This window comes from Marinilabiliales bacterium (assembly GCA_007695015.1).
Lineage (GTDB): Bacteria > Bacteroidota > Bacteroidia > Bacteroidales > PUMT01 > PXAP01.
This window is the reverse complement of record REEN01000073.1, coordinates 19,498-42,441: the sequence shown is the minus strand read 5'-3', so window position 1 is coordinate 42,441 and position 22,944 is coordinate 19,498. Positions and strand designations below refer to the sequence as shown.

Annotated in this window: 14 protein-coding genes; 8 read left to right on the top strand and 6 right to left on the bottom strand. The window is 47.4% G+C overall.

The window, feature by feature from the left end; translation table 11 throughout:
* Window positions 1–190: 190 nt before the first annotated feature.
* The 7 genes from EA408_11015 (at window position 191) to EA408_10985 (ending at window position 9,091) form a co-directional block, all read left to right on the top strand.
* Complete coding sequence (locus EA408_11015; protein TVR70599.1) at window positions 191–1,621, top strand: ankyrin repeat domain-containing protein; 1,431 nt, start codon at window positions 191–193, stop codon at window positions 1,619–1,621.
* Window positions 1,622–1,634: 13 nt separating this feature from the next.
* Window positions 1,635–2,105 (top strand): hypothetical protein, encoded by a 471-nt coding sequence (locus tag EA408_11010; protein ID TVR70598.1) that lies wholly within the window; start codon window positions 1,635–1,637, stop codon window positions 2,103–2,105.
* Window positions 2,106–2,242: 137 nt separating this feature from the next.
* Window positions 2,243–3,100, top strand: coding sequence for an endonuclease/exonuclease/phosphatase family protein (locus EA408_11005; GenBank protein ID TVR70597.1), 858 nt, complete (start codon window positions 2,243–2,245; stop codon window positions 3,098–3,100).
* A 188-nt stretch (window positions 3,101–3,288) separates the two neighbouring features.
* Entirely contained in the window at window positions 3,289–4,383 is a 1,095-nt protein-coding gene (locus EA408_11000; GenBank protein ID TVR70596.1) for an ATP-dependent 6-phosphofructokinase, read from the top strand.
* A 103-nt stretch (window positions 4,384–4,486) separates the two neighbouring features.
* Window positions 4,487–5,203 (top strand): YIP1 family protein, encoded by a 717-nt coding sequence (locus tag EA408_10995; protein TVR70595.1) that lies wholly within the window; start codon window positions 4,487–4,489, stop codon window positions 5,201–5,203.
* A 190-nt stretch (window positions 5,204–5,393) separates the two neighbouring features.
* On the top strand, window positions 5,394–7,613 hold the full coding sequence (locus EA408_10990; protein TVR70594.1) for an amino acid permease: 2,220 nt from the start codon (window positions 5,394–5,396) through the stop codon (window positions 7,611–7,613).
* Window positions 7,614–7,699: 86 nt separating this feature from the next.
* Window positions 7,700–9,091, top strand: coding sequence for a deoxyribodipyrimidine photolyase (locus EA408_10985; GenBank protein TVR70615.1), 1,392 nt, complete (start codon window positions 7,700–7,702; stop codon window positions 9,089–9,091).
* A gap of 3 nt (window positions 9,092–9,094) precedes the next feature.
* On the opposite strand, the gene EA408_10980 is transcribed toward EA408_10985, so the two are convergent.
* The 6 genes from EA408_10980 to EA408_10955 all read right to left on the bottom strand — a co-directional run bounded on the left by EA408_10980 (window position 9,095) and on the right by EA408_10955 (window position 20,269).
* Complete coding sequence (locus EA408_10980) at window positions 9,095–11,947, bottom strand: T9SS C-terminal target domain-containing protein (GenBank protein ID TVR70593.1); 2,853 nt, start codon at window positions 11,945–11,947, stop codon at window positions 9,095–9,097.
* 121 nt (window positions 11,948–12,068) lie between these two features.
* Window positions 12,069–13,535, bottom strand: a complete 1,467-nt coding sequence (locus EA408_10975) for a SusF/SusE family outer membrane protein (protein ID TVR70592.1) — start codon at window positions 13,533–13,535, stop codon at window positions 12,069–12,071.
* Window positions 13,536–13,587: 52 nt separating this feature from the next.
* Window positions 13,588–15,087 (bottom strand): RagB/SusD family nutrient uptake outer membrane protein, encoded by a 1,500-nt coding sequence (locus EA408_10970; GenBank protein TVR70591.1) that lies wholly within the window; start codon window positions 15,085–15,087, stop codon window positions 13,588–13,590.
* Between the two features lie 23 nt (window positions 15,088–15,110).
* Window positions 15,111–18,065 carry a SusC/RagA family TonB-linked outer membrane protein gene (locus EA408_10965; protein ID TVR70590.1) on the bottom strand — a complete coding sequence of 985 codons (2,955 nt, stop codon included), beginning with the start codon at window positions 18,063–18,065 and terminating at the stop codon, window positions 15,111–15,113.
* Window positions 18,066–18,369: 304 nt separating this feature from the next.
* Window positions 18,370–19,470, bottom strand: a complete 1,101-nt coding sequence (locus tag EA408_10960; protein TVR70589.1) for a class C beta-lactamase-related serine hydrolase — start codon at window positions 19,468–19,470, stop codon at window positions 18,370–18,372.
* 1 nt (window position 19,471) lies between these two features.
* A complete protein-coding gene (locus EA408_10955; protein ID TVR70588.1) occupies window positions 19,472–20,269 on the bottom strand; it encodes a hypothetical protein in 798 nt (265 codons plus the stop codon).
* 252 nt (window positions 20,270–20,521) lie between these two features.
* Between EA408_10955 and EA408_10950 the strand changes: the two genes are divergently transcribed.
* Window positions 20,522–22,891, top strand: a complete 2,370-nt coding sequence (locus EA408_10950) for an ABC transporter permease (protein ID TVR70587.1) — start codon at window positions 20,522–20,524, stop codon at window positions 22,889–22,891.
* The last annotated feature ends 53 nt before the right edge of the window (window positions 22,892–22,944 follow it).

The window sequence follows — 22,944 nt, the reverse complement described above, 5'->3', positions numbered from 1 at the left end:
AGCCAAAGCTTTTTATCTTTTTATCCAAAAAAGATTTATTTTAGCAATCCCCGGTCACCCGGCACAAGAATTGTTCAGATAAACAGTATCCTGAGTAGCTGCGGATATCACAGGAGATACTGCTGTTTATTATATTTTGAGTGTGAGGGGTTGAAAATGCCGGGCAAATGACAGACTTTTTGACTTCATAATGTTCAGGATCATCTGGCTTTCTATAATTATTGCATGCGCAACCGTATTTACGGCTACCGCGTATTTAGCGGACTTTAATCATCTGGCCGGGATCACAGGGGCCACCCTGTTACTGCAGGAGGACAACGACACATCATTGTTCCTGATTATGGCAGCAGACCGCGGTGATGCAGACAGTGTGCGGTTGTTCATTGAAAAGGGGTATGACGTAAACCAGGTTACGGCTGACGGGGTTACAGCACTTATGTACGCAGCGAGCGCGGGACATAAAGAAGTTGCCGCGCTGCTGGCCGAAAGCGGTGCCGACCTGGATGCCAGGCCCCGCAACGGCTTAACCGCCCTGGCAGGAGCGGTTATCAATAACAACTACGATATCGTACTTTATCTGCTGCAGCAAGGAGCAGATACCGGGTTGCCGGATAACGGCGGAGTTACTCCTCTCATGCACGCGGCCTCACTTGACCTTTTTGATATAACAGAGTTGCTCCTCATGTTTGGAGCTGAACCCGGCACCCGTGATGCTGAAGGGGCAACAGCGCTTCATGGTGCGGCAATTTACGCCCAGACCGATATTGCATGGCTTCTGCTGGACTATGGAGCCGATGTAAACAGTCAGGATGATTTCGGATTTACCCCGCTTATGATGGCCGTGCAGCTCGGACGGGAGGATATGGCTAATTATCTGCTTGAAAACAATGCAGATGTCAATATCCGGACAAGAGACGGAATGACACCGCTGGCAATTGCAATAGCCAACAACCAGGCCAACCTTGCAGAAATATTGATCGATCAGGGCGCCGATCCGGGTGTCAGATTAACCGAAACCGAAAACCTGATGAACCTTGCCAGGTGGCAGGGCAATACCGAGCTGATTGAGCTTTTGAGAGAGCAGGGTATCAGGAGGAACATAATACCTGACTTTGCTACCATGCAGATTTCGGCCGGAATGATGTTCAATACCGGCGATTATTTCCATGGGTTACAGGCCGGACTGGAAGACAGCAAATACGACCTGCTGCTCTCAGCCGGCTGGAAAACAAGGCCGGTAAGAAGGGCCGTGCTTATAGAATTCAGTGATAACTGGTATGACCAGCTCTGGGAACAGCGCCACCTTTTTTATGGGTCCCTCCACAAAAGGATCCGTATATTACGGCCGTATGCCATAAATACCGAAGGTTTCTACGCGGGTATAAGGGTTATGTACTCACAGGGAAAATACTGGGGCACTTACCGCTACCCGGAACCCCGCTGGCACATAGTTCCCTCAGCCGGATACTACAAGGAAGGAAGCTGGTGGTTTTACAAAGTTGGTTATGAATATTTTGACCTGAACATAATTGACAAACACGGACACCGTTTATCCCTCAAAGCAGGTATCCGGTTCAGGATTAGAAAGGATCCGCTGATATACAGGACAACATACTGGTAAATAACAATCTGTAATGAGACACAATATATTCTCAAAAAACAAAGCTGCCGGTAAAAAAGGAAAATTCTTTTTCCGCCTTATCTATCTTGCATTATTTATACTGCCGGGCTTATCCTGCAATCCGGAAGAGTGGCATGTACTGGATTGCAGTGAGTGCTACACCAGTGAACCTTCGTCGGCAGAAATAGACGTCAGGCTTACCATAAACCAGGTGAACAGGCATGTAGTGGTAAGGGTATACGAGGGAAGAATTGAAGAGGAGGTCCTGATAATAGCCGATACAGTCTCCACCCAACGCTGGAGCGTAGTCCTCCCGGTTAACAGGTATTATACGGTTTCAGCGGACTACAGGGGACACAGTGTCAACATCATTACTGCAATTGACGGCGGCTTCCTGCGAACTGAAAAGATACGTACACGTTGTGATGCACCCTGCTGGATCATCAGGGGAAACAGCTTCAATGTGCAGCGAAAATACTACTGAAAATATGTTGCCGTTGGGGGATCCATTATACTAATGCATCGTTGCATCTATTTTTATACCTTTGCGTGAAACCTTCATCATTCGTCGGCAGACAAAATAAAATAAAACCTGAAATATCAATAAAATCCTGAAATGCCATGAAGATTTATGCAGTTATACTTTTCGCTCTGTGCCTGGTAATTGCTTCCTGCGGTCCCAAAGAGCATGAGCTTACGGTAATGACATTCAACGTGAGGTTTGATAATCCCGCCGACGGGGAAAACCGGTGGGAGGCACGTATTCCTATAGTTAAATCGTATATGAAGGAGGCTGCACCCGATATCGTTGGCATGCAGGAGGTGCTTGTCAACCAGATCGAGGACTTTCTGGATATAATGCCCGGATATGCTTATGTCGGAACAGGAAGGGATGACGGCAGAACCGGGGGTGAGTATTCGCCGATCTACTACCGGGAGGAGAGGTTTAACCTGCGCGACCACGGACAATTCTGGCTGAGCGAGACACCTGAGATTCCGGGAAGCAGAAGCTGGGATGCGGCAATTACAAGAATTGTAAGCTGGGCTGCGCTGGAAGACAGGCAGAGCGGTGAGATTATCTATGCGTTCAATACACATTTCGACCATCGCGGCGTGCAGGCAAGGCTCAACAGCATAGAACTCATGGCAGATCGTATTACAGAAATTGCCGGCGATGCCCCGGTAATAGTGGTGGGCGATTTCAATATCAGGAAAAGCAGCGAAGATTATGAATTCATGGTCAATACCTTTGCCGAAAGAAACGGGCTCACCAATGCAGAACTTATAGCTGAAGAGCCTGTCACAGGTGCACAATCAACATTTAACGGTTTCAGGACCGATATTGAACCCAGGGTGATTGATTTCATTTTCGTTGACGACAATTATAGGGTATTGTCCTACAGGGTCGACGAGGAGATGGAAAACGGGATCTTTATTTCAGATCACTGGCCGGTTGTTGCTGAAGTTAGCTACAGATAGCAACCATATTGCGTTTGTTGGAAAAATAGATTTGCAATAACCGGTTTTAGAGTTAAATTTGCCATCTTTCTGAAAGAAAAGCATAAGTGGGCTTAAATAATAATCAGGCAACTCCTTCCGTGGCTGTGATAAGCTGCAATATACAAGATATGGGTTGCCCTTCAAGGTAACAATAAACAATTAAAAACATGAAGAGAGTATTAGTAGCAACAGGCGGGGGCGATTGTCCCGGACTTAATGCAGTGATAAGGGCAATTGTAAAAAGGGCTGCCAGGGAAAAAGACTGGGAAATCATAGGCAGCATCAACTCTTTTGACGGTATACTGAAGGAGCCTACCGAGATCGTTGTGCTCGATGAGAAAGCTGTATCGGGCATACATTTCAGGGGTGGCACAATTATCGGGACAACCAACAAAGGGGGACCCTTTGAATGGCCGGTTAAAAACCTTGACGGCACCTGGGGCGCAGTGGACAGGTCAGATGAGATGATGAGAAAGCTCCAGTACATGGGTGTTGATGCTGTGATCAATATCGGCGGCGACGGGTCGCAGAGAATATCTCAGACATTCTATGAAAAGGGTCTCAGGATCATCGGAGTGCCCAAAACAATTGACAATGACCTGCCCTTTACAGATTTCACTTTCGGGTACCAGACAGCAGTGCAGATTGCAACCGAGGCGGTTGACAAGCTGGTAACAACAGCTGCAAGCCACAATCGTATCATGATACTTGAGGTAATGGGAAGGGACGCTGGTTGGATCGCTCTAAGTGCGGCCATAGCAGGCGGGGCCGAGGTGTGCCTGATACCCGAGATCCCCTATGACATTGAAAAGGTTAAAGAGCGTCTGGAACAGCGTTTTTCAAGGGGCAAGGGGTTTGCCAATATTATTATTGCCGAGGGAGCCAAACCCAAAGGCGGCGAGCAGAGCGGCGGCAAATCCGATGAGGTGGGTTACCATAATGTCAGGCTTTCAGGAGCTGCCGCACGTATGGAAGCTGAGCTGAAAACTGCTGGTGTGAGTGCCGACATGAGACTTACTGTCCTGGGTCATCTTCAAAGGGGTGGGATACCACTGGCCTACGACCGGATACTGGCAACACAGTTCGGCGTCAAAGCCTTCGAAATGGTTATGGAAGAGAGGTTTGGAGAGATGGTGGCATACAGGCACCCAAATATCATATCTATCCCGCTGATAGATGCCATACAGAAAAACAAGTTTGTTGGCGAAAACTCCAACCTGCTCAAAACAGCCAAGGGAATAGGCATATCATTAGGGGACTGAGGTTTAATGGGTGATTAAATTAATTTGAATTGCGTTCCATTTTTCTTTACCTTTATTATCTGAAGTTTCAATACTAAATCAGTTCATAACACCAAACCTAAAAATGACAGATATGGAAAGTAAAAGTTTCAATTTCAACGAATTCATTGCAAATTCGAAACAGGCACTCCTGAGGCCGGAGGAGTATTTCAGTTCAATGTCAGCCGAAGGCGGTTTCGGGCCCCCTATAATCAAGGCCCTTATCTACGGACTTCTTGCAGGAATCCTTAATTTCATCTGGAGCCTGCTTAAGATTGGCACTGCCGGCGGAGTAATGGGAGGCGCAGTCGGAGGCGCAGTAGGCTTCCTGGCCCTTATTTGGTCAGTTATTGGAGCTCTGATCGGTCTGTTCATTGGTGCGGTCATTATTCTGATCCTTGTTGCCATCGCAAGCGGCAAAACTGATTTTGAGCCTATTGTCCACGTGCAGGCTTCGCTGATGGTAATCTTGCCGGTATCGGCATTTATGAATATTTTCAACGGAATACACCCGGTTCTGGGGTCACTTTTAAGTCTGGCAGTAAACCTCTACCTTCTCTGGATGCTGTTCCATGCAATGACAAAAATGCTTGGTGCCAAAATCGATACAACAAAGATCATCATGTTCGTTTTGGGTGGTATACTGATCCTGTTCTTCTTTATCGGGTTGGCAACAAGAAAGGCAGCGGACAGGTTCATGAGAGACTTCCAGAATTACGATTTCAGTGAGCAGACATATGACAGGAACCCATCAGAAGGTAAAACATACACCGGGTTTTTATCCGATTACCATAAAAGCTGACCGTAATACCAGCAGTTAAAATTTATAACCTGAAATCATTAAGTGGACCGGACCAAATCCGGTTCACTTTTTTTCGCTGATAAGTAATCAGTACAGTTATAAGCAGCGTGGAGTAATTTACATAATTACATGTACCTGGAAAGATATCGGGAACTTTTAATATTTTAGCCTCAGTAATCACTCCTACTCTATGTCAGATATCGGTAATAAAGCAAGGAGGTTCGGGACTGCCCCTGTATTCTTTACTTCAATTGCCACCATCCTGGGGGCAATTCTGTTCCTGAGATTTGGTTTTGCAACGGGAACACTGGGTTTCTGGGGGGTATTGCTGATTATTATTGTGAGCCACCTGGTTACTGTTCCGGCTGCACTTGCAATGTCTGAGATTGCTACCAATCAAAAGGTCGAAGGCGGTGGTGTCTACTATATAATTTCAAGGTCATTCGGACTGAATATCGGGGCCACAATAGGTATTACTCTCTTCTTTGCTCAGGCAATCAGCGTTGCTTTTTATGTTATTGCCTTTACTGAGACCTTCGAACCATTATTCAACTTTTTTTATAACAGATTTAATATCGCGGTCCCCCGGCAGCTGGTCAGCGTACCACTGATGCTGGTGTTGTCGGCTATAATCCTGAAAAGGGGCGCTAACCTCGGTATAAAGGCCCTCTATTTTGTCGTTGCGATATTATTCATTTCTATTCTCTGTTTTTTCCTCGGAAAAACAGATTATGAGGGAACCACAGGTATTATGAACTTTACCTTCCGCAACCAGCCTGAATTCTATATCATACTGGCAATCATTTTCCCGGCCTTTACCGGTATCACTGTTGGCGTGGGCCTTTCTGGAGACCTCAAAAATCCGGGTAAATCAATCCCTCTTGGAACCATTGCCGCAACCATAATAGGCATGCTCGTGTACATTTTTGTAACATGGAAGCTGGCAATCTCTGCCACCCCACAGGAGTTAATTGATGATCAATTCATAATGAGCAGGATAGCACTTTTCGGACCAATTGTGATACCCCTCGGATTGGCTGCATCAACTCTTTCGTCGGCACTGGGATCGGTACTGGTTGCTCCGCGCACACTTCAGGCCCTGGGCGCTGACAGGTCACTTCCCACCCGAAAGCTTAACTATATCTTCTCCAGGGGACGGGGTGAAACTAACGAACCCTACAATGCAACCCTGATAACATGTTCAATCGCCATGGTATTTGTCATTTTGGGAAACCTCAACGTGGTCGCCCAGGTGATAACAATGTTTTTCCTTATAACATACAGCTCCCTCTGCCTTATTTCATTTCTCAACCATTTCGGATCAGACCCGTCTTACAGGCCCCTGTTCAGGTCACGGTGGTACTTGTCACTTGCAGGATTTCTTATCAGTATATGGCTGATGCTGATGATAAACATCACAGCTGCGTTAACGGCATTCCTGATAATTACAATTCTCTATTCATCCATCTCAAATCATCATAAAGACAGGAAAGGGCTGGAAGTTATCTTCCAGGGGGTCTTTTTCCAGCTTTCGCGGAAAATTCAGATCTATCTCCAGAAGTCGAAGAAGATCCACAGCAGCTCATGGCGGCCGGCCGTGGTATGCGTATCAAAAAACACCTTTGACCGCACTAAGCCTTTCGAGCTGATAACCTGGATATCCCACCGGTACGGTTTTGCTACATATATACACCTTATCGAGGGATATTTCTCCAAATCCAGCCATGAAAAATCGGCAGAAAAGCTGGAAAGGCTCATCCAGCTTTCGGAACTGGAGGAGAGCAATGTATATGTCGATACCCTGATCTCTCCCTCATATACATCTGCAATAGCACAGATAATCCAGCTCCCGGGCATATCCGGCATGGAGAACAATATGGCCCTTTTCGAGTATGAGCAGGGCAACACATCGGAGTTGCTGCAGATAATTGACAACTACTCCCTGGTCAAGTCCGGCAACTTTGATGTGTGTATATATGCTAACTCTCATAAGGCTATAAATTTCAAACAGGGCATCCATGTATGGATAAAGTCCACCGACTCCGAAAATGCCAACCTGATGATCCTTATCTCGTATATCATACTGGGTCACCCGGACTGGAAAAAAGGGTTTATCAAGATATTCAGCCTTTGCAAGGAGACGGAGAAACAGGAAACATGGAACCAGATAGTTGAACTGATACGGGGTGGCAGGCTGCCCATATCGCTGCACAACATCGAGATTATAACGATGAAGGAGGATGTCAATCCCAAAACACTTATCAATGAACGGTCGGCCAACGCAGGCCTTACCCTTATCGGTTTCAGGGGCGAGATGATCAAGCAGTCGGGCGAAAAATTCTTCCTGGGATATGAGGGGATCGGGAATGTTATTTTCGTAAATGCCAACAAATACAAGGAGATAAAGTGAGCACTGAAACCCTCTTAAAAGTAAATCCCGGGCGGGTGCAGCAGCTTAATGGCAGCAGCCGGGGAAAGGGACCTGTAATATACTGGATGAGCAGGGACCAGAGAGTTGGCGACAACTGGGCCCTGCTTTATGCTGCCCGGCTGGCGGCGGATACAGGGGCACCCCCATTGGTTGCTTTTGCGGTCTCGAACAGCTACCCGGGGGCAAATGCCAGACATTACGGGTTTATGTTACGGGGACTGGCAGATGTGGAGAAGAAACTGACAGCCGCGGGAATCCCTTTCATACTGTTTCTGGGTAGCCCTCCCGATTGTATAGCTGCATTTGCCAAAAGGATCGGCGCCGGTGCCGTGGTAACCGATTTTGATCCGCTGAAGATAAAAAAGGAGTGGAAAAATGAGCTCATCAGGCAGATCAGTATCCCGCTTTACGATGTGGATGCTCACAATATTGTGCCCTGCAGGGTAGCATCTGGAAAACAGGAGTACGGGGCATATACCCTCAGGCCTAAGATCAAAAAACTGCTTGAGGAGTTTTTGGATGAGTTTCCGGAGCTGCCCCGGTTTAAGACAGGAAGTAATCATGACTCCGCCGGCACTCCGGAAATCAAAACTGGCCGGAAATCTGATGATTATATTGAGAAACTGAGAAGAGGTGACAGGATGCCTTGCGAAATGCTTATTTCCGGTGTGGGTGATAAAATACCGGATTGGCAGGAGGTTATCAGTAAATTCCTGGTTAATACCGACAGCACGGTTAAAGAGATCGAAACCATTGTTCCCGGTGAAGATGCAGCGAAGGATGCCTTTGCCGGTTTCACCGAAAACCGGCTTTCCCGTTACGGTGAACAACGTAATGATCCAAATGCCAAAGCTGTATCGGATATGTCGCCCTACCTGCATTTCGGACATATTTCAGCCCAGCGGATGGCGCTGGAGATACTCAAAAATTTCCCAAAGAACCCTTCAGGCGATGCCTTCCTTGAGGAGCTTATAGTCAGAAAGGAGCTTTCAGATAATTTCTGCCACTATAATGAGCATTATGACTCTTTTGAGGGCTTCCCCGACTGGGCCAAAAAGACCCTTAACAGTCACCGCAAAGATGAGAGGGAGTACCTGTATGCCAGGGAGCAGTTTGAGCTTGCCGCCACACACGATCAGCTGTGGAATGCAGCACAGACTGAAATGGTCAAAACCGGCAAAATGCACGGCTATATGAGAATGTACTGGGCCAAGAAGATCCTGGAATGGACCCGTTCGCCCGAAGAGGCCCTTTCAACCGCCATATACCTGAATGACAAATATGAGCTTGACGGCCGCGACCCTAACGGTTACACAGGTTGTGCCTGGTCAATAGGGGGTGTACACGACAGGGCCTGGAGTGAAAGGCCGGTGTTCGGCAAGATCAGGTACATGAATGCAAGGGGTGCCGGAAGGAAGTTCAGCACCGCCGGATATATCAAAAATTTCCTCTCCTGATCATCAGAAAAGGATCACCCGGTCAGACCATACCTGTGTACCCGAACCGACCCTTACTATATATACCCCGTTGCCGGCCCTTGCCCCGGTCACGGTACTCCTGTCCCAGCTTACCTCATAGAAGCCCGGGGCGAGTTCCTGGTTGAGCAGGACTGAGACCAGCCGGCCTGATACATCATAAACCCTGACCGACACATCGCCTTTTATTTCCTGGTTAAGTTTGATATGCACACCCTCACGGGAAGGATTTGGATAAATACTCGCATCAAATGAGTTAGCCGGCTCAACCGCAGGTGAAGAGAGGGGTATCCCGTGCGGAGGAAATTCAACAGTTGAATAGAGCCTGTATTCACCCGGCTGCAGTGTCAGGGGCGCCTCAGTATCATCCACCTCAATTTCCCCGCCTGAGAAAAATTCGTACCAGGTGCCGGGTTGCTGAAACCGGGGATTTATATCTCCTGGCGTTACCCCGAAATTACCTAATACAGCAACCCTGTTTTCCTCATGATTGAGGTGAATACTTTTCATGGCGCCTGACAGCCTGGTCTCAAAATCTCCGGTACCAAATACGGGCTGTGTCTTTTTCAAATCTATGAGCATTGAGTAGACATCAAACAGCCTCCTGCGCTGCCAGTCATCATAATAGTCCCATCTGACAGGCTTCCTTGCAGTCCGGCAATCCTCGCTTATAGTTCCGTCAGGACAGTGGTTTATTGAATAATCATATCCCAGCTCACCGAACTGCCAGATCATCTTTGGCCCCGGTATGGTGAAATAAAATGTGGCTGCAAGCTCCATCCGTCTGAGCGCGGTTCCTTTCCGGGAAGTATCATAACCGCCTGATGAGTTTCCCCACTGCAGGTTTTTATACATAAGCCTCTCCTCATCATGGCTCTCCATATAGGCAATAAGGTGGGGAACATCCCATCCCCTTGATCTGTATGAAGCACCGGTAAGGTTGGAACCGGCTGTATAGCCCATAGTGGCCTCGTTGTAATTATAGTTCATGTTACCCCAGAGGAGCATGCCATATTCGGCAAGCACAGTCTCTTCTGAGTTTTCAGTAAAATGCTCAAGAATGACCAGGGCGTCCTCATTCACTTCCCATATCCTGTCGGCCATCCGTTTGAGTATGGCTATGCGTGATGCATCGTACGCAGCCCCCTGGTTGGCAGTCTGGTTATTGGTGAACCCCTTGGTAAAATCGAACCTGAATCCATCGAACCTGAACTCCTCAAGCCAGTAGCGGTTGACCCTGTCAACAAACTCCCGGGTATAGGGACTCTCATGGTCAAAATCGTAACCCCAGCACCAGGGTGGATGGGGACAGACCTCATTGTACCATGGATTGTCCTCCGTCGGCTGTCCGTATTGTCCTGCCCCGGGATCGAAATACATCTGTACCAGCGGTGACTGGCTGAAAGAATGGTTCAGCACCATATCAAGGATCACGGCGATGCCCCTCTTGTGACATTCATCAATGAATCGCTTGTAATCTTCCCTCGTGCCGTAGGCCTTGTCAGTAGCAAAATAGAAGGAAGGATTGTATCCCCAGCTGTCATTTCCCTCAAATTCGTTTACCGGCATCAGCTGTATGGCATTGACCCCCAGCCTCTGAAGATAATCAAGTGTATCTTTCACGGTATTGATACTGCTGGTACCGACAAAATCCCTTATAAGCAGCTCGTATATAACCAGGTCGGATATATCAGGCAGTTCAAACGCCGTTGATTCCCATTGATACTCTTCACGGGCTGTCTGCAAAACACTCACTATCCCGGTGGTTTTCCCTTCAGGGTATGGTTTGAGTCCGGGATAAGTAGTTTCAGGAATATATTTATCATGCCATGGATCAAGCACCTTATGGGTATAAGGATCGGCGATCCTGAGTTCGCCATCGATAAGGAACTGGTATCCATATTCCCTGCCCGGCTCCAGGTCACTGAGGGTGACCCAGTAATGAGTACCTGCCGGAGTCCTGTTCATGTACCATTCCTCCCTGAGCTCCCAGTCATTGAAATCACCTGTCAGGAAAACATGTTCCTTCAGGCCTGGCGGGTCATGCAGGACTACCACCGCGGTATGGTCATCAATATAATTGACACCCGGCAACGCACCTTTGGGCAATTCAGCAACAGGTACGTCCCCTTTTGCAAAATAGTAGACCGAATCGTAAACTACGGAGCTACCATCATCAGCTCTAACCCATATCCAGTGCTGGCCTGTTTCGTCAGCATTGTGCTGCCATGAAAGCTCTGTTGAAAAATCCGATAGAACCTCATCATCATTGATAAATATGCTTAAATTGCACTGTTCAGATGCAGCTACCTCAATACCGACGGTTTCTCCCTCTGAGACGATCAGAGGTGAAATATCGGGTGAGATGATCCGGGCATGCAGTCCCTCACCGTATATCTGCAGAAATATATCTGCACCTCCGGCATCCCTTCCAATTCTAGAATTGTTCGCACTCCTGAATACAAATGCAAGCTGAAGCACCTCCGCTTCACCTGTTATCCCATAATACCCGTTAATATCTGGCGAGATGGTAAGCCGGTATTTATCCTCCGACACCCGGTCAAGTTTGGTAGCGGCAGTGTTCTGGCCCCATGATGTCTTGACAAATTTCCAGTCAGACGGACCCGTGCTTTCAGCGGTTATGACACCCGTATGCGCATATACGTCACCATCGAAACCCATAAGTCCCCCGTCACCCCGGTCGGCATGAAACGTTATTACTATACCGTCGGTCTGCCGCGGAAAATTCCTGTCGGCCGTCACCACCTGTCCGTGTGCCCCGGTTACCAGATGCAATAGTAAAAGCAGGCTGATTGCCGGATAAAGTCTCCTACCCATATCCTTGATACTTATTTGTGAATCGTTATATTTTTAACATAGAAGCGGAAGTTGTCCATCAGACAGCTTCCGCTTCACATATCAGTCAGTTACCTGACCGTCAGATAATAACTTCTGCAGATCAGGGCTGGGTTATTGTTCCTTCGCCTGTGCGGAAGTTGAGATCGATCTTATTGTTTCCTGCAGGTACCTGTACCCTCTCCTGGTCATCACCCCTGCCACGGAATTCAATCTCACCGTCAAGGATGATGAACTCATGCTGCCACCAGTCGGTAAACCAGCCTTCAACAGCATCAAACCATGCATAAATCCTAAGGTCTGCCGCAGCAAGATCCCTGGTAATAGTAATAACCTCATTATCATTATCAACTGTAAACAGGGCATCAGGGTTAGCTGTATCCCAGCTGTCTATCGTCTCGCCGATGAGGTATACCAGCGGATCAGCAATGGCTATCTGGTCGGTTTCGAGGTTCACAACTACCATGTAGTATCCTGCCACACCGGGCACCGGAATGTTATCGCCGCCAATTTCATATACTCCGTCGGTTGCATCTCCTGTCTTGCCGAAGTCTCCTGCCCACTCTCTCTGCGGAGCGAATTTGAAACCACCGTCAGCTTCCATCCATACGATCTTCCAGAAGAGATGATCTTTATTGCCTGCAGTCGGTACCATCGGAAGGTCAATGTCTGCCCATTCCCATCCTCCTACACCGTCGCCGATCATATAGAGTGCATCGGGGAACTCGGGAAGCGGCTCAACATCACCTGTTCTCTCGGTTGAAAAACTGAACCCGTCCTCAATGGTCCACGCAAGGGTCACTGTATATTCACCTTCACCATCAGCAGGATATCCAAAAACATCTCCTCCGGTTATGAATTCAGCATCCGAATCACCGCTACCAATATTGGCAAAGATTATAAAATCGTCGGTGGTGATCTTCCATCCACTGTTGTAGCGGAACTTGAAACCGCCCCTTTCACGCAGGGTAAGGTCTGTTAGCTCCCATGCAGCCTCAGTTGCACTCAGTGTTGTTTCAGTCATCTGGTATTCGGCTGCCCAACCCTGATCGGTTGCATCGCCAATAAGACCCCAATGGCTGATCCTGGTATAATATGCCATACCAGTGGTTTTGTCAAGGATAACATGGTAGAAACCGGCGGTTGCCACACTGAACTCCATACCCTCATCGGCAAATTCGCCGTAATGGACCGGTCCGTCAGTTTCATCTCCTTCTCCCTCATTGTCAAAAGAATCCTGCGTTCCGGCTTTCCAGCCGTAGACAAACTCATCAGCTCCGGATTTTTCAACAATTGAGAAGTTTCCTGCTCCCAGGTAGAGGAATTTCTCAAACATTCCACTGCGGGGATTGGATGCAAAGCCTTCACCCTCTTCCCTTCCTGGATCCATCATGCCCTCAAGAACAAGTCCGTCAAAGCCTGATGCGGGTCCGGTTATATAGATACCATCCTCCGCGGGAATTCCGTTGTCATCATCATCATCATCCTTTTCACATGCTGTGAAAGTTACCATACCTGCTATCAAAAGCCAGGCAATACGAAAAAGCGAATTACTAAATAGTTTTTCCATAGTTTAAAAGATTTGTTTTTAATTGTTATTATTTTGGGCAAAAAGATTCTGATTAAAGCGATACCGGCGGTTCAGCAAGATTAGGGTTAAGGTCGACCGCCCATTCAGGTATCGGGAATATGTTCCTGTCGGCCGATGAAGCGGGTTTTTCCCACCATGACCGGTTGAATGCCCCGAACCTTATAAGATCCTGCCGGCGGTGGCCTTCCCAGAACATCTCGCGCCCCCTCTCCTCAAGCAGCATCTCAAGTGTGACATCCGTCCACGGTTCGGCACCGGCTATCGCACGGCTCCTTACCATGTTGACGTATTCATCGCCGCTGAGCCCCTGCCTTATCCTCGCTTCTGCCTTCATTAGCAATATATCGGCATACCTGAATACCGGAAAATGGTTGCTCAGGTGATCCTTGGCTCCGCGCCTTATCTCAAACTTTACAACCCGGGCACCACTGTTCCTGATCTCAACAGGCGTATTCCCGGCACCCATGACAAGCGAAGGGATATAGGGGTCAAAAACCAGCGGCACACCGCCTGCGCCCTGGTCAATTATGGGCTCGCCCCCGAAGGTATATTGCTGCCCGACAAGAAAACCGTCTTTTCGCCTGTCATTATCCTGGTAGGTGTCAAAATGGTCTTTCATGACGGCAAAGCCATTCCAGGGTCCCACAACCATCTCAAATGTAAGGTTGCTGTTGTAATGCAGCGTCCTCATATGGAGATTGTTGCCCTGGTATGTATCCTCATGAAATGGAATTACCCAGATATTCTCCGGGGAGTTCTGGTTTTGGGTAGTGAAAGGACCGAGAGCATCTGCTTCAAGCGAGTATTGTCCGAGACTTGTCACACTGTCGGCATAAGCCTCTGCTTTCTGCCAGTACTGAGCATTTTCATTTCCGGTATATACCGCATGGTTAAGGTATAGCTTTGTAAGCAATGAAAACACCATTCCGCGACTCACACCTGTTTTTGAAGCACTTGGCTCGACAAGGGGAAGACTCTCCTCAATATCATCAAGGATTGCATAATATATCTCACTCCTGATATTTCTCACGGGCCTCTCAGATGCACCGGTATAGTCGGTAACAAAAGGAACATCGCCGTAATTGTCAATCAGCAGATAGAAATAATATGCCCTGAGTATCCTTGCCTTGGCAATAGCTTCATCTATAATTGGATCGCCGGCAAGGGGGACCATCTCTTCGATGAACTTGTTGGCTTCCAGAACGCCATTGTAAAACCTGCCCCACATACTATTGACAGCTTCGGTGTTGTTGTCCCATGCATGCTGATGGAGAACCCGCCACTTGCCGCCATCGTCCCAGTCTCCTGCACGTGTCGGTGCTGTTGCTCCGTCGCCGGTAAGTTCCTGGGCAAACCACCAGCCTCCCCAATCCAGGAAATCCTGCATTGGCCTGTAAATGGGACTCATCCTCAGGATCGGGTCGGCAGTATACTCATCTGCAGGGATCCTGTCATAGAGTACGTCGTCCAGGTTGGTACATCCGATCTGGAATAACGTTATTCCTGTAATAATGATTAACAGCTTCTTCATATCTATCTTATTTGCTAATATTTTTATAATGTAACATTAACACCAAGGGTGACAGTACGGGTTTTTGGATAGGTATTATACTGGTCAAGACCGAATGACAGCCCCGTTGTTGATATTTCAGGGTCTATCCCGGTATAGTTTGTAAGAGTGAACACATTGTTTGATGCCAGGTAAACCCGCATCCTTTCAAACCTCCCCACATTGGAAAAGTTATATCCCAGTGATATGTTGTCAAGGCGTATAAAGGATGCATCCTCAAGATAGTAGCTGCTTACCTTGGGATTATCGTTGAGACCCCTATCGTATTCATCAATAGCGTCCTTCAGAACGTTACGTGTGGGAAGGAATATGGGATTGCCGAAGATCATCCTGGTCGTGTTGAACACCTGGTATCCAAATACCCCCCTGAAGGTGAAATTAAGGTCGAAATTATCAAGGAAGTTAACGTAATTGGACCAGCCAAGTTCAAAATCGGGCTGGGCCGATCCTACATTGCGTCTTTCAGCCTGCTCCAGGTTCCTGGTAACTCCGCCTGCTTCAGTATAGAAAAGGAACTTGCCGTCATTTGATAACCCGGCATACTCGGGCATGAACCATGTACCTATCTCAAAGTCCTCATCTACGATCTGGGTCCAGTTAAGATCACCTACAAGTCCCGGACCTGACAGGTAACCGGTCTGCAGCCTTGTCCACGGAAACTGGTCATCAGAAAGTCTTACAACCTGCTGATTATAGGTAAGGAAAGTAAATGATGTTCTCCAGTCAAGATTAGCTGACCGCACCGGGTAGGCCTGCACAAAAGCTTCAAAGCCAGCAGTCCTGAATTCTCCCACGTTGGCCCAAACCCTGCTGGCAATGTTGGGTGGCACGGGAACAGTGTAATTACCCAGGAGATCATATGTATTCCTGATAAAATAGTCCAACGATCCTGATATCTTGTTATCAAGAATACCAAAGTCCATTCCTATATTTATCTCCTCGTTCTCTTCCCACTTAAGCTTGGTATTGGCAATGTGAGCAAACTCAAAGAGTATTGATTCTTCCCCGGTTTCAAAATTGGGAGCCGTGCCGGCCGCCCGGTACCAGAGAAGATCATTGTAAACACCGATTTCCTGGTTACCGGTAATACCCCATCCGGCCCTGAGACGCAGGTTGTTCACAACACCCGTACCACTCATGAAATCTTCGTTTGTAAGGTTCCACATCACCGAAACCGATGGAAACAAACCCCACTCATTGTCAACACCAAATTTTGATGACCCGTCACGCCTGAGAGTAGCGGTAAGAAAATACCTGGCATCATAGTTATAGACTCCCCGGGCAAAGAAAGAAATAAGACGGCTGGATGATTTGTATGAGTCGATGTTCCTGCCGGCTACAACGGACTGGAACAGGGAAAGGTCGTGCATACGGGTATAGTTGAGGAAAGGCTGGCGGCCATCTGCCCTGAAGCCTGTAAAGAACTCCTCCTGGAAGGAGTATCCTCCTACCGCCTCAATGCTGTGCACATCGAAAGTGTTGGCATACCTCAGTGTGGTCTCCAGTACCCGGGATTCATAGTTGTTGTAGTTTCGCCTGCCGTAACCATCATGATTGCCCAGGTACATTGTTGTTGGTTCAAAGTAGAACCCCTCATCATCATTTCGTGTATATGCCAGGTTCACGCCTGCAGTAAGGCCGGTCACGATCTCAAGGTCAGCCTTCAAAAAACCAAAATACCTCTTGGCATCACGTTCGTTATGGATCTGTTCGACCAGGTTTACAGGGTTGTAATACTGGAAGACCCTTTCAATTTCATAGAAATTCCCGTCGCTGTCCGTTACCGGGTCGGTCGGGTTACGCTGGAAAGCCTGGTAGAGTATCTCGTTCGAACCCCAGCCTCCATAGCTTATGTAGTTATTCCTTTCAAAAGTTGCCGAAAGGCTGCTGGATATGGTCAGCCTGTTGTCAAGTGCAGTCTGGTCAAGATTTATCCTTGCTGTTGTCCTGGACTTGTCGGATCCCATTACAACTCCCATAAAGTCACTGTGGCTGAGTGAAGCCCTGTAGGTTGTACCATCAGCTCCACCTGAAAAGGCAAGGTTATAGTTCTGTGACAGCCCCCTGCGGTATATCTCATCCTGCCAGTCGGTCATTGCACCTCCATCGAGAAACTGTGAAGCCAGCTCGGGCTTTCCGGCTACAAAGTCGCGGTACTCGTCACCGGTGAGCAGATCAAGCCTGTTGGCAACAAAATCTGTTGACACATACGAATTGAAATCAATTTGTGAACCTTCCCTTTCAGCCCCCCTTTTAGTTGTAATGAGCACCACTCCGAACGCTCCCCTTGATCCGTAGATGGCGGCGGCTGAAGCATCCTTCAGCACATTGAAGGATTCGATATCATCGGGGGAGATGGTGGTAGGATCTGCACCAGGAACACCATCGACCACAAAAAGAGGACTGGTGCTGGTCTGAAGACTTGAGGCGCCCCTTATCTTAATATCAAAGCCAGCATTGGGATCGCCCCCCTTCTTTGTAACCGACACACCTGCGATCTTTCCCTGTATGCCCTGGATCGGATCGGTCAGTACGCCTGTATTAAGCTCATCAGCCCTGACATGCCCGACCGAGCCGGTAAGGTCGCTTTTCCTCTGGACACCGTAACCGATAACCACCAGCTCTTCAAGCCGCGCATAGTCAGGCTCCAGGGTAACATCCAGTACCTGTGAGCTGGTTATGGTATATTCGGCTGGCCTGTAGCCGACAAAGGAAAACAGGAGAGTGCTGCCGGAGGGAACATCCAGTTCATAATAGCCCTCAAAGTTGGTAATGGTGCCTAGGGTGGTACCCTTTATGATGATATTCACCCCTACCATTTCTCCGTCTGCATCGGTAACGGTACCAGTCACCCTGTGCATCTCCTGTGCAACAAGCAGGTACTGCGACAGCAACAGGCACGGCAGCAACAGAATAAGTTTTTTTAATGACTTTATCATTCTGGTAATTTTATGGTTTTTTTATTTTTTTTTCAATCTCTCCGGACAGAGAATTTACATTCAAACGAAGTCATTCCCGAAAATAATATACAAATATATACTAAAGTAGATTTAACGCCAAAAAACATGTTATTTAACATGTTAGTCTATAAAGGCATACAGTCATTATTGAAATGACAGCATGACTGTCAGGAGAGTTATCATGTTTGCCAGAACAGGCAATCTGGCTGGAAGAAGAAAGTGCCTGACTGGCAGAATAGGTCGGGTATAAAGCGATACCGGATGCTGAAAGTTGAAATCACCCTTAGTCCAGTGCATCCATTATCATCCCCGCAAGGGAAATAAAATCTTCATGCTCTATCCCTTTGTATCCATGACCGACTGAAGGGTTGGCAGTGTGAACGATCACCAGGTTCATGTCCGGTACAACATACAGGTACTGACCTCCCTCACCCTTACCGTAAAAAGCTTTATTCTCATCATCAATCCACCAGTAGTAACCGTAAGCCGATGATCCGGTCATTTCGGGAGCAACCTTTTGAGTTGTGGCAATCCTGAGCCATTCCTGCGAGACAACCTGTACGCCGTCCCACCAGCCCCTTTGAAGAATAAACTGTCCTATTCTTGCAAGGTCCCTTGGCTTCATATGCAGACCGAGTCCGCCGAAATGCAATCCGTCGTTATGCTGCTCCCATGTGAAATCATCTAAACCCAGGGGATCAAAAAGCAAGTGCACAAGAGAGTCAGTTTCAGAAAGCCCGAAAGCTTTCTGCATCAGTCCCATTATAAGCTGCGGAGCACCGTGATTATAGTAGAACTCCGTACCAGCCTCAGAAACAAACGGTTTGGTCAGGACCACCCTCATGCTGCTGGGAAACCTGTTATCATTGAACATGTCGACAGTATGCTTTTTCTGGTCCCATTGAAGTCCGATTCTCATAGTGAGTGCATGGTCAATTGTCATATCCCTTTTGTTTCTGTCACCATCAAAATAATAGGGGATTTGATTATAAATCACCTGACCGGACCTTAACCTCCCCTGATCCCAGGCAATGCCGGCCAGCAATGATGTAATGCTCTTGGTGACCCCCATAATATTCTCCTTACGGGTGATATCCTCCTTGCTCCGGAGATAGGACTCAGACACAAGATATCCGTTTCTTGCAATCAGCAGGGAACGGGAAGTAATGAACCTCTCTTCATCAAATATCATATCGTAAACTGCATTGAGTTTACCTTCATTAAATCCCTGGTTTGCAGCAGATGAGGTTTTCCAGCCGTCGCCCGTATCCCTGGGCAAATAATTTTTTTCAGTCTTATAATTCCCATCCGGCAGGCACGAGCTCAGCAAAAGGAGTGCTGTCACGATAATGCCCGCAATTCTATGAAACTTTTGAAGTACCATATTACCAAACAAATGCCAGATAATTAAACCTGAAAAATATACTATTTGAAAAATATATCACCGGAGCCGGTTCCGAAAACCTTGCAAAATCAACTTCATAGCCAATAGTGAAAGCCCTGCGCCTGGTCCTTGACAAATCGTAGGCAAGCCTGAGGTTCAGGGCCTGCATATTATGCGGTCCTGCAAATCCAATATTTTCATGTAATCTTATCATGTATCTGCCAAAACCCGGGAACTGAAATGTATATTGAATATCATCAGACGGCCTGGATACTGCACCGGCAAGAGGTATCTTCAGTTCGGCAATGAGCTTTTTGTCCCTGTCTATTTCAAGGTCAAAAACATAATGAAAATCCAATGTATAGGATGTGGTCCAGTGCACCTTATCCGGATCCTCATTTACAAACCTGTACATCCTGGTCATTGCAGAAGCACTGCCGCCTGCATAGGTGAATCCGTTATCTGATGAAAGCGGGTCAACCAAAAATGTCAGACCCAGTGAAAAGGCAGGTTGCAGGTAAAAAGCTTCAAAACCATGCCGGTTAAGCATATAATCAGCCTTTGCCCCAAGATTCAGGTGCCTTCGCATTGTAACATTATCGCGCACTGAAAATATTTCAAGCTGAGCGCCCGGTCCATTGTAGCGCAAAGGAGAAAAATACCTGTCTGCCATCTGCATCCAGTTCATATTCAGGGTAACCCCGGTAATCCGGTCCTGGGGAGACCTGAGATGAGCCTGGCCAATTGCCTCGGGAAGGATGACAATAACTGCAATAAAAATCAATAAAAACGGCCTCATAGGAAACTTTTCGTTCTGTTTCAAGTCTGTTTACGTAGCTCGTGTTGATTTTGTTATAATTGATACCGGAATAATTCAAACTTAACTGATTAAACTGTGGCCTTTTTGCACGATAGCGTACACCTATTAACCGTTTACGTACATTTGACTTTCTGTATCACTATCCGGCATTTTTTATAACTTGCTACAAGCCTGAATATTGCAACTGATGGTATATTTGTTGAATAAATAAAACTAATAAAAATTATTGATATGTTCAGAAACTTCCTGATTACTGCGATCCGAAACCTGATGCGGCACAAAAGTTCTGCACTGATTAACCTGTTAGGGCTTGCAGCAGGTCTTGCCGCGACGATAATCATCTTTCTCTATATAAACCATGAGTTATCGTATGACAGGTTTCATGATAATTTTGAACGGATATACCGGATCAATATCCTGCTCGAGATGTCAGGCGACCACTCTGTAAGGGCCCCGGTCACCAACGGAACAATGCCCCCGCTGTTGAAAGATGCCGTACCGGGAATTGATGCAGTAACCCGGATCGATTACACTTCAGTTGAAATAAGGCAAGGTGAAAACAGGTTCCCTAATAACAGGAGGCTGATAGTTGATGAAGACTTTCTCGATATTTTCAGCTTCAGGATAATTGACGGCAATGCCAGTGACGCTTTATCAGAACCCGGTACGGTAGTCATCACGGCTGAAACTGCCGAGCGGATCTTCGGACGGACCGGTGTTGCCGGTGAAACGATTCTTGTAGACGAAACCGAATACATGGTGAATGCCGTAACCGACTATATCCCATCCAACTCACATATCACTTTCGACCTGCTGATGCCCTTTGCTTCTCTTAACCAGGACCAGAAGGCCTTTGTAGAAAGAAGGGGGTTCAGCTTTTATACCTATTTCATGCTGACTGAAGAGGCAGACCATCAGGTTGCTCTTTCAACGGCTGCAAACTTTATTGATGAGTACTATGTAAAGTTCCTTGAAGGCATGGGGATTACCATAACTTCATCTTCCCAGCCCCTTGGCAGGATCCACCTCCACTCAGAGCACCTGCAGTTTGAGCCGGAACCCAGGGGTAGGATAAGCTGGGTATACATTTTCTCCTTCCTGGCCGGCTTTATACTGCTGATAGCCATCGTAAACCATATTAACCTGGTAACAGCCCGGTCGGAAACCAGGAGCAGGGAGATAGCGCTGAGAAAGGTGGCAGGAAGCTCCAGAACAGGATTGATGACGCAGTTCATATGCGAGTCTATGGTGTCAACCCTCCTGGCCCTGGTGGTTGCAATGACAATCACCGAACTTCTGATAAACCCCTTTGGTAACCTGTTGAACACAGAGCTGTCAGTCAATTACCTTGCTCCCTCTTTATGGCTGTTTCTTGTCGCAATTACCCTGATAACAGGATTTGGCTCAGGTGCATACCCGGCTTTCTACCTCTCGGGCTTCAGTCCGCTCAGGATATTCAGCCGCCAGAACCCGGGCAGGCCGGGCAACATGTTGAAGATATTCCTTGTAGTGTTTCAGTTTTCCATTGCCATATTTCTCCTGATATGCCTGGTAATTCTTAACAGCCAGATACGTTATATTCAGGCAAAGCCTCTTGGTTTTGACAGCAGTAATATATTGATTGTAAGGAATCTCACACCCCGGATAAATCAAAACTACCTTTCGTTAAGGAATGAACTTATGACAAAAAGCATTGTTGCCTCTGTTACCGCATCAGAGAGTATACCGGGGCAACAGGGAACCATTCAGAACAGCTGGCCTGCATCGGGCAGCAGAGATGATGCGGTAATGATATATGAAAACAGGGTGCAGGATAATTACTTCGAAACCTACCGGATACCAATAATTGAAGGAAGGAGCTTTGCCGAAGGGAGTGAGAGTGACAGGAACAGTTTTGTTATAAACCAGGCAGCTAAAAAGGCACTTGGACTGGAGGAGGCAATTGGAACGGATGTTTATGTCTGGCAGGACCGGGGAACAATTATCGGGGTTGTGAGTGATTTTCACTTTGAGACGCTGCACGAACCGATAAAACCGATTGTGCATACCAGGTACTCAAATCACATTAGCTTTATTTCAATCAGGATCGGGACGCATGATATACCCGCTGCCATAGAATTAATTGAGGCTACCTTCATCGAATTTGACCCTGATTATGTCTTTACCTGGGAGTTTATGGATGACAGGCTGCAAATCAGTTATGATGCGGAGGAACGGACCGGGAGACTGATAAGCATGTCGGCAATCCTAGCCGTAATAGTCTCTGTTATGGGACTTTACTCGCTAACCTCTTTCACGATATTGAGAAAGACCAAAGAGATCGGTATCAGGAAAGCAATGGGTTCATCAGTATCTTCGATCCTGCTGATAATGTACAGGGATATGGGACAGTGGGTGCTGCTTGCAAACGTGATTGCGTGGCCTGCTGCCTGGTTTATGATGGAAAGGTGGCTCGGCAATTTTGCCTACCGTGTTGATTTGGAAATATGGATGTTTCTTGCAGGCGGAGCCATTGCCCTGCTGGTAGCAATGATTACCATTACCGGTCTTGCATTAAGGGCGGCAGGGACAAATCCGGTTGAAGCACTCAGATATGAATGACAAGCCATGCGGGCAGGGTACTCAGATATGAATGACAAGCCATGCGGTCAGGA

Excerpts from the sequence above, each read along its gene's own strand:
- EA408_11015 (TVR70599.1), top strand. The coding sequence starts at position 191 with ATGTTCAGGATCATCTGGCTTTCTATAATTATTGCATGCGCAACCGTA.
- EA408_11010 (TVR70598.1), top strand. The coding sequence starts at position 1,635 with ATGAGACACAATATATTCTCAAAAAACAAAGCTGCCGGTAAAAAAGGA.
- EA408_11005 (TVR70597.1), top strand. The coding sequence starts at position 2,243 with ATGAAGATTTATGCAGTTATACTTTTCGCTCTGTGCCTGGTAATTGCT.
- EA408_11000 (TVR70596.1), top strand. The coding sequence starts at position 3,289 with ATGAAGAGAGTATTAGTAGCAACAGGCGGGGGCGATTGTCCCGGACTT.
- EA408_10995 (TVR70595.1), top strand. The coding sequence starts at position 4,487 with ATGACAGATATGGAAAGTAAAAGTTTCAATTTCAACGAATTCATTGCA.
- EA408_10990 (TVR70594.1), top strand. The coding sequence starts at position 5,394 with ATGTCAGATATCGGTAATAAAGCAAGGAGGTTCGGGACTGCCCCTGTA.
- EA408_10985 (TVR70615.1), top strand. The coding sequence starts at position 7,700 with ATGAGCAGGGACCAGAGAGTTGGCGACAACTGGGCCCTGCTTTATGCT.
- EA408_10980 (TVR70593.1), bottom strand. The coding sequence starts at position 11,947 with ATGGGTAGGAGACTTTATCCGGCAATCAGCCTGCTTTTACTATTGCAT.
- EA408_10975 (TVR70592.1), bottom strand. The coding sequence starts at position 13,535 with ATGGAAAAACTATTTAGTAATTCGCTTTTTCGTATTGCCTGGCTTTTG.
- EA408_10970 (TVR70591.1), bottom strand. The coding sequence starts at position 15,087 with ATGAAGAAGCTGTTAATCATTATTACAGGAATAACGTTATTCCAGATC.
- EA408_10965 (TVR70590.1), bottom strand. The coding sequence starts at position 18,065 with ATGATAAAGTCATTAAAAAAACTTATTCTGTTGCTGCCGTGCCTGTTG.
- EA408_10960 (TVR70589.1), bottom strand. The coding sequence starts at position 19,470 with ATGGTACTTCAAAAGTTTCATAGAATTGCGGGCATTATCGTGACAGCA.
- EA408_10955 (TVR70588.1), bottom strand. The coding sequence starts at position 20,269 with ATGAGGCCGTTTTTATTGATTTTTATTGCAGTTATTGTCATCCTTCCC.
- EA408_10950 (TVR70587.1), top strand. The coding sequence starts at position 20,522 with ATGTTCAGAAACTTCCTGATTACTGCGATCCGAAACCTGATGCGGCAC.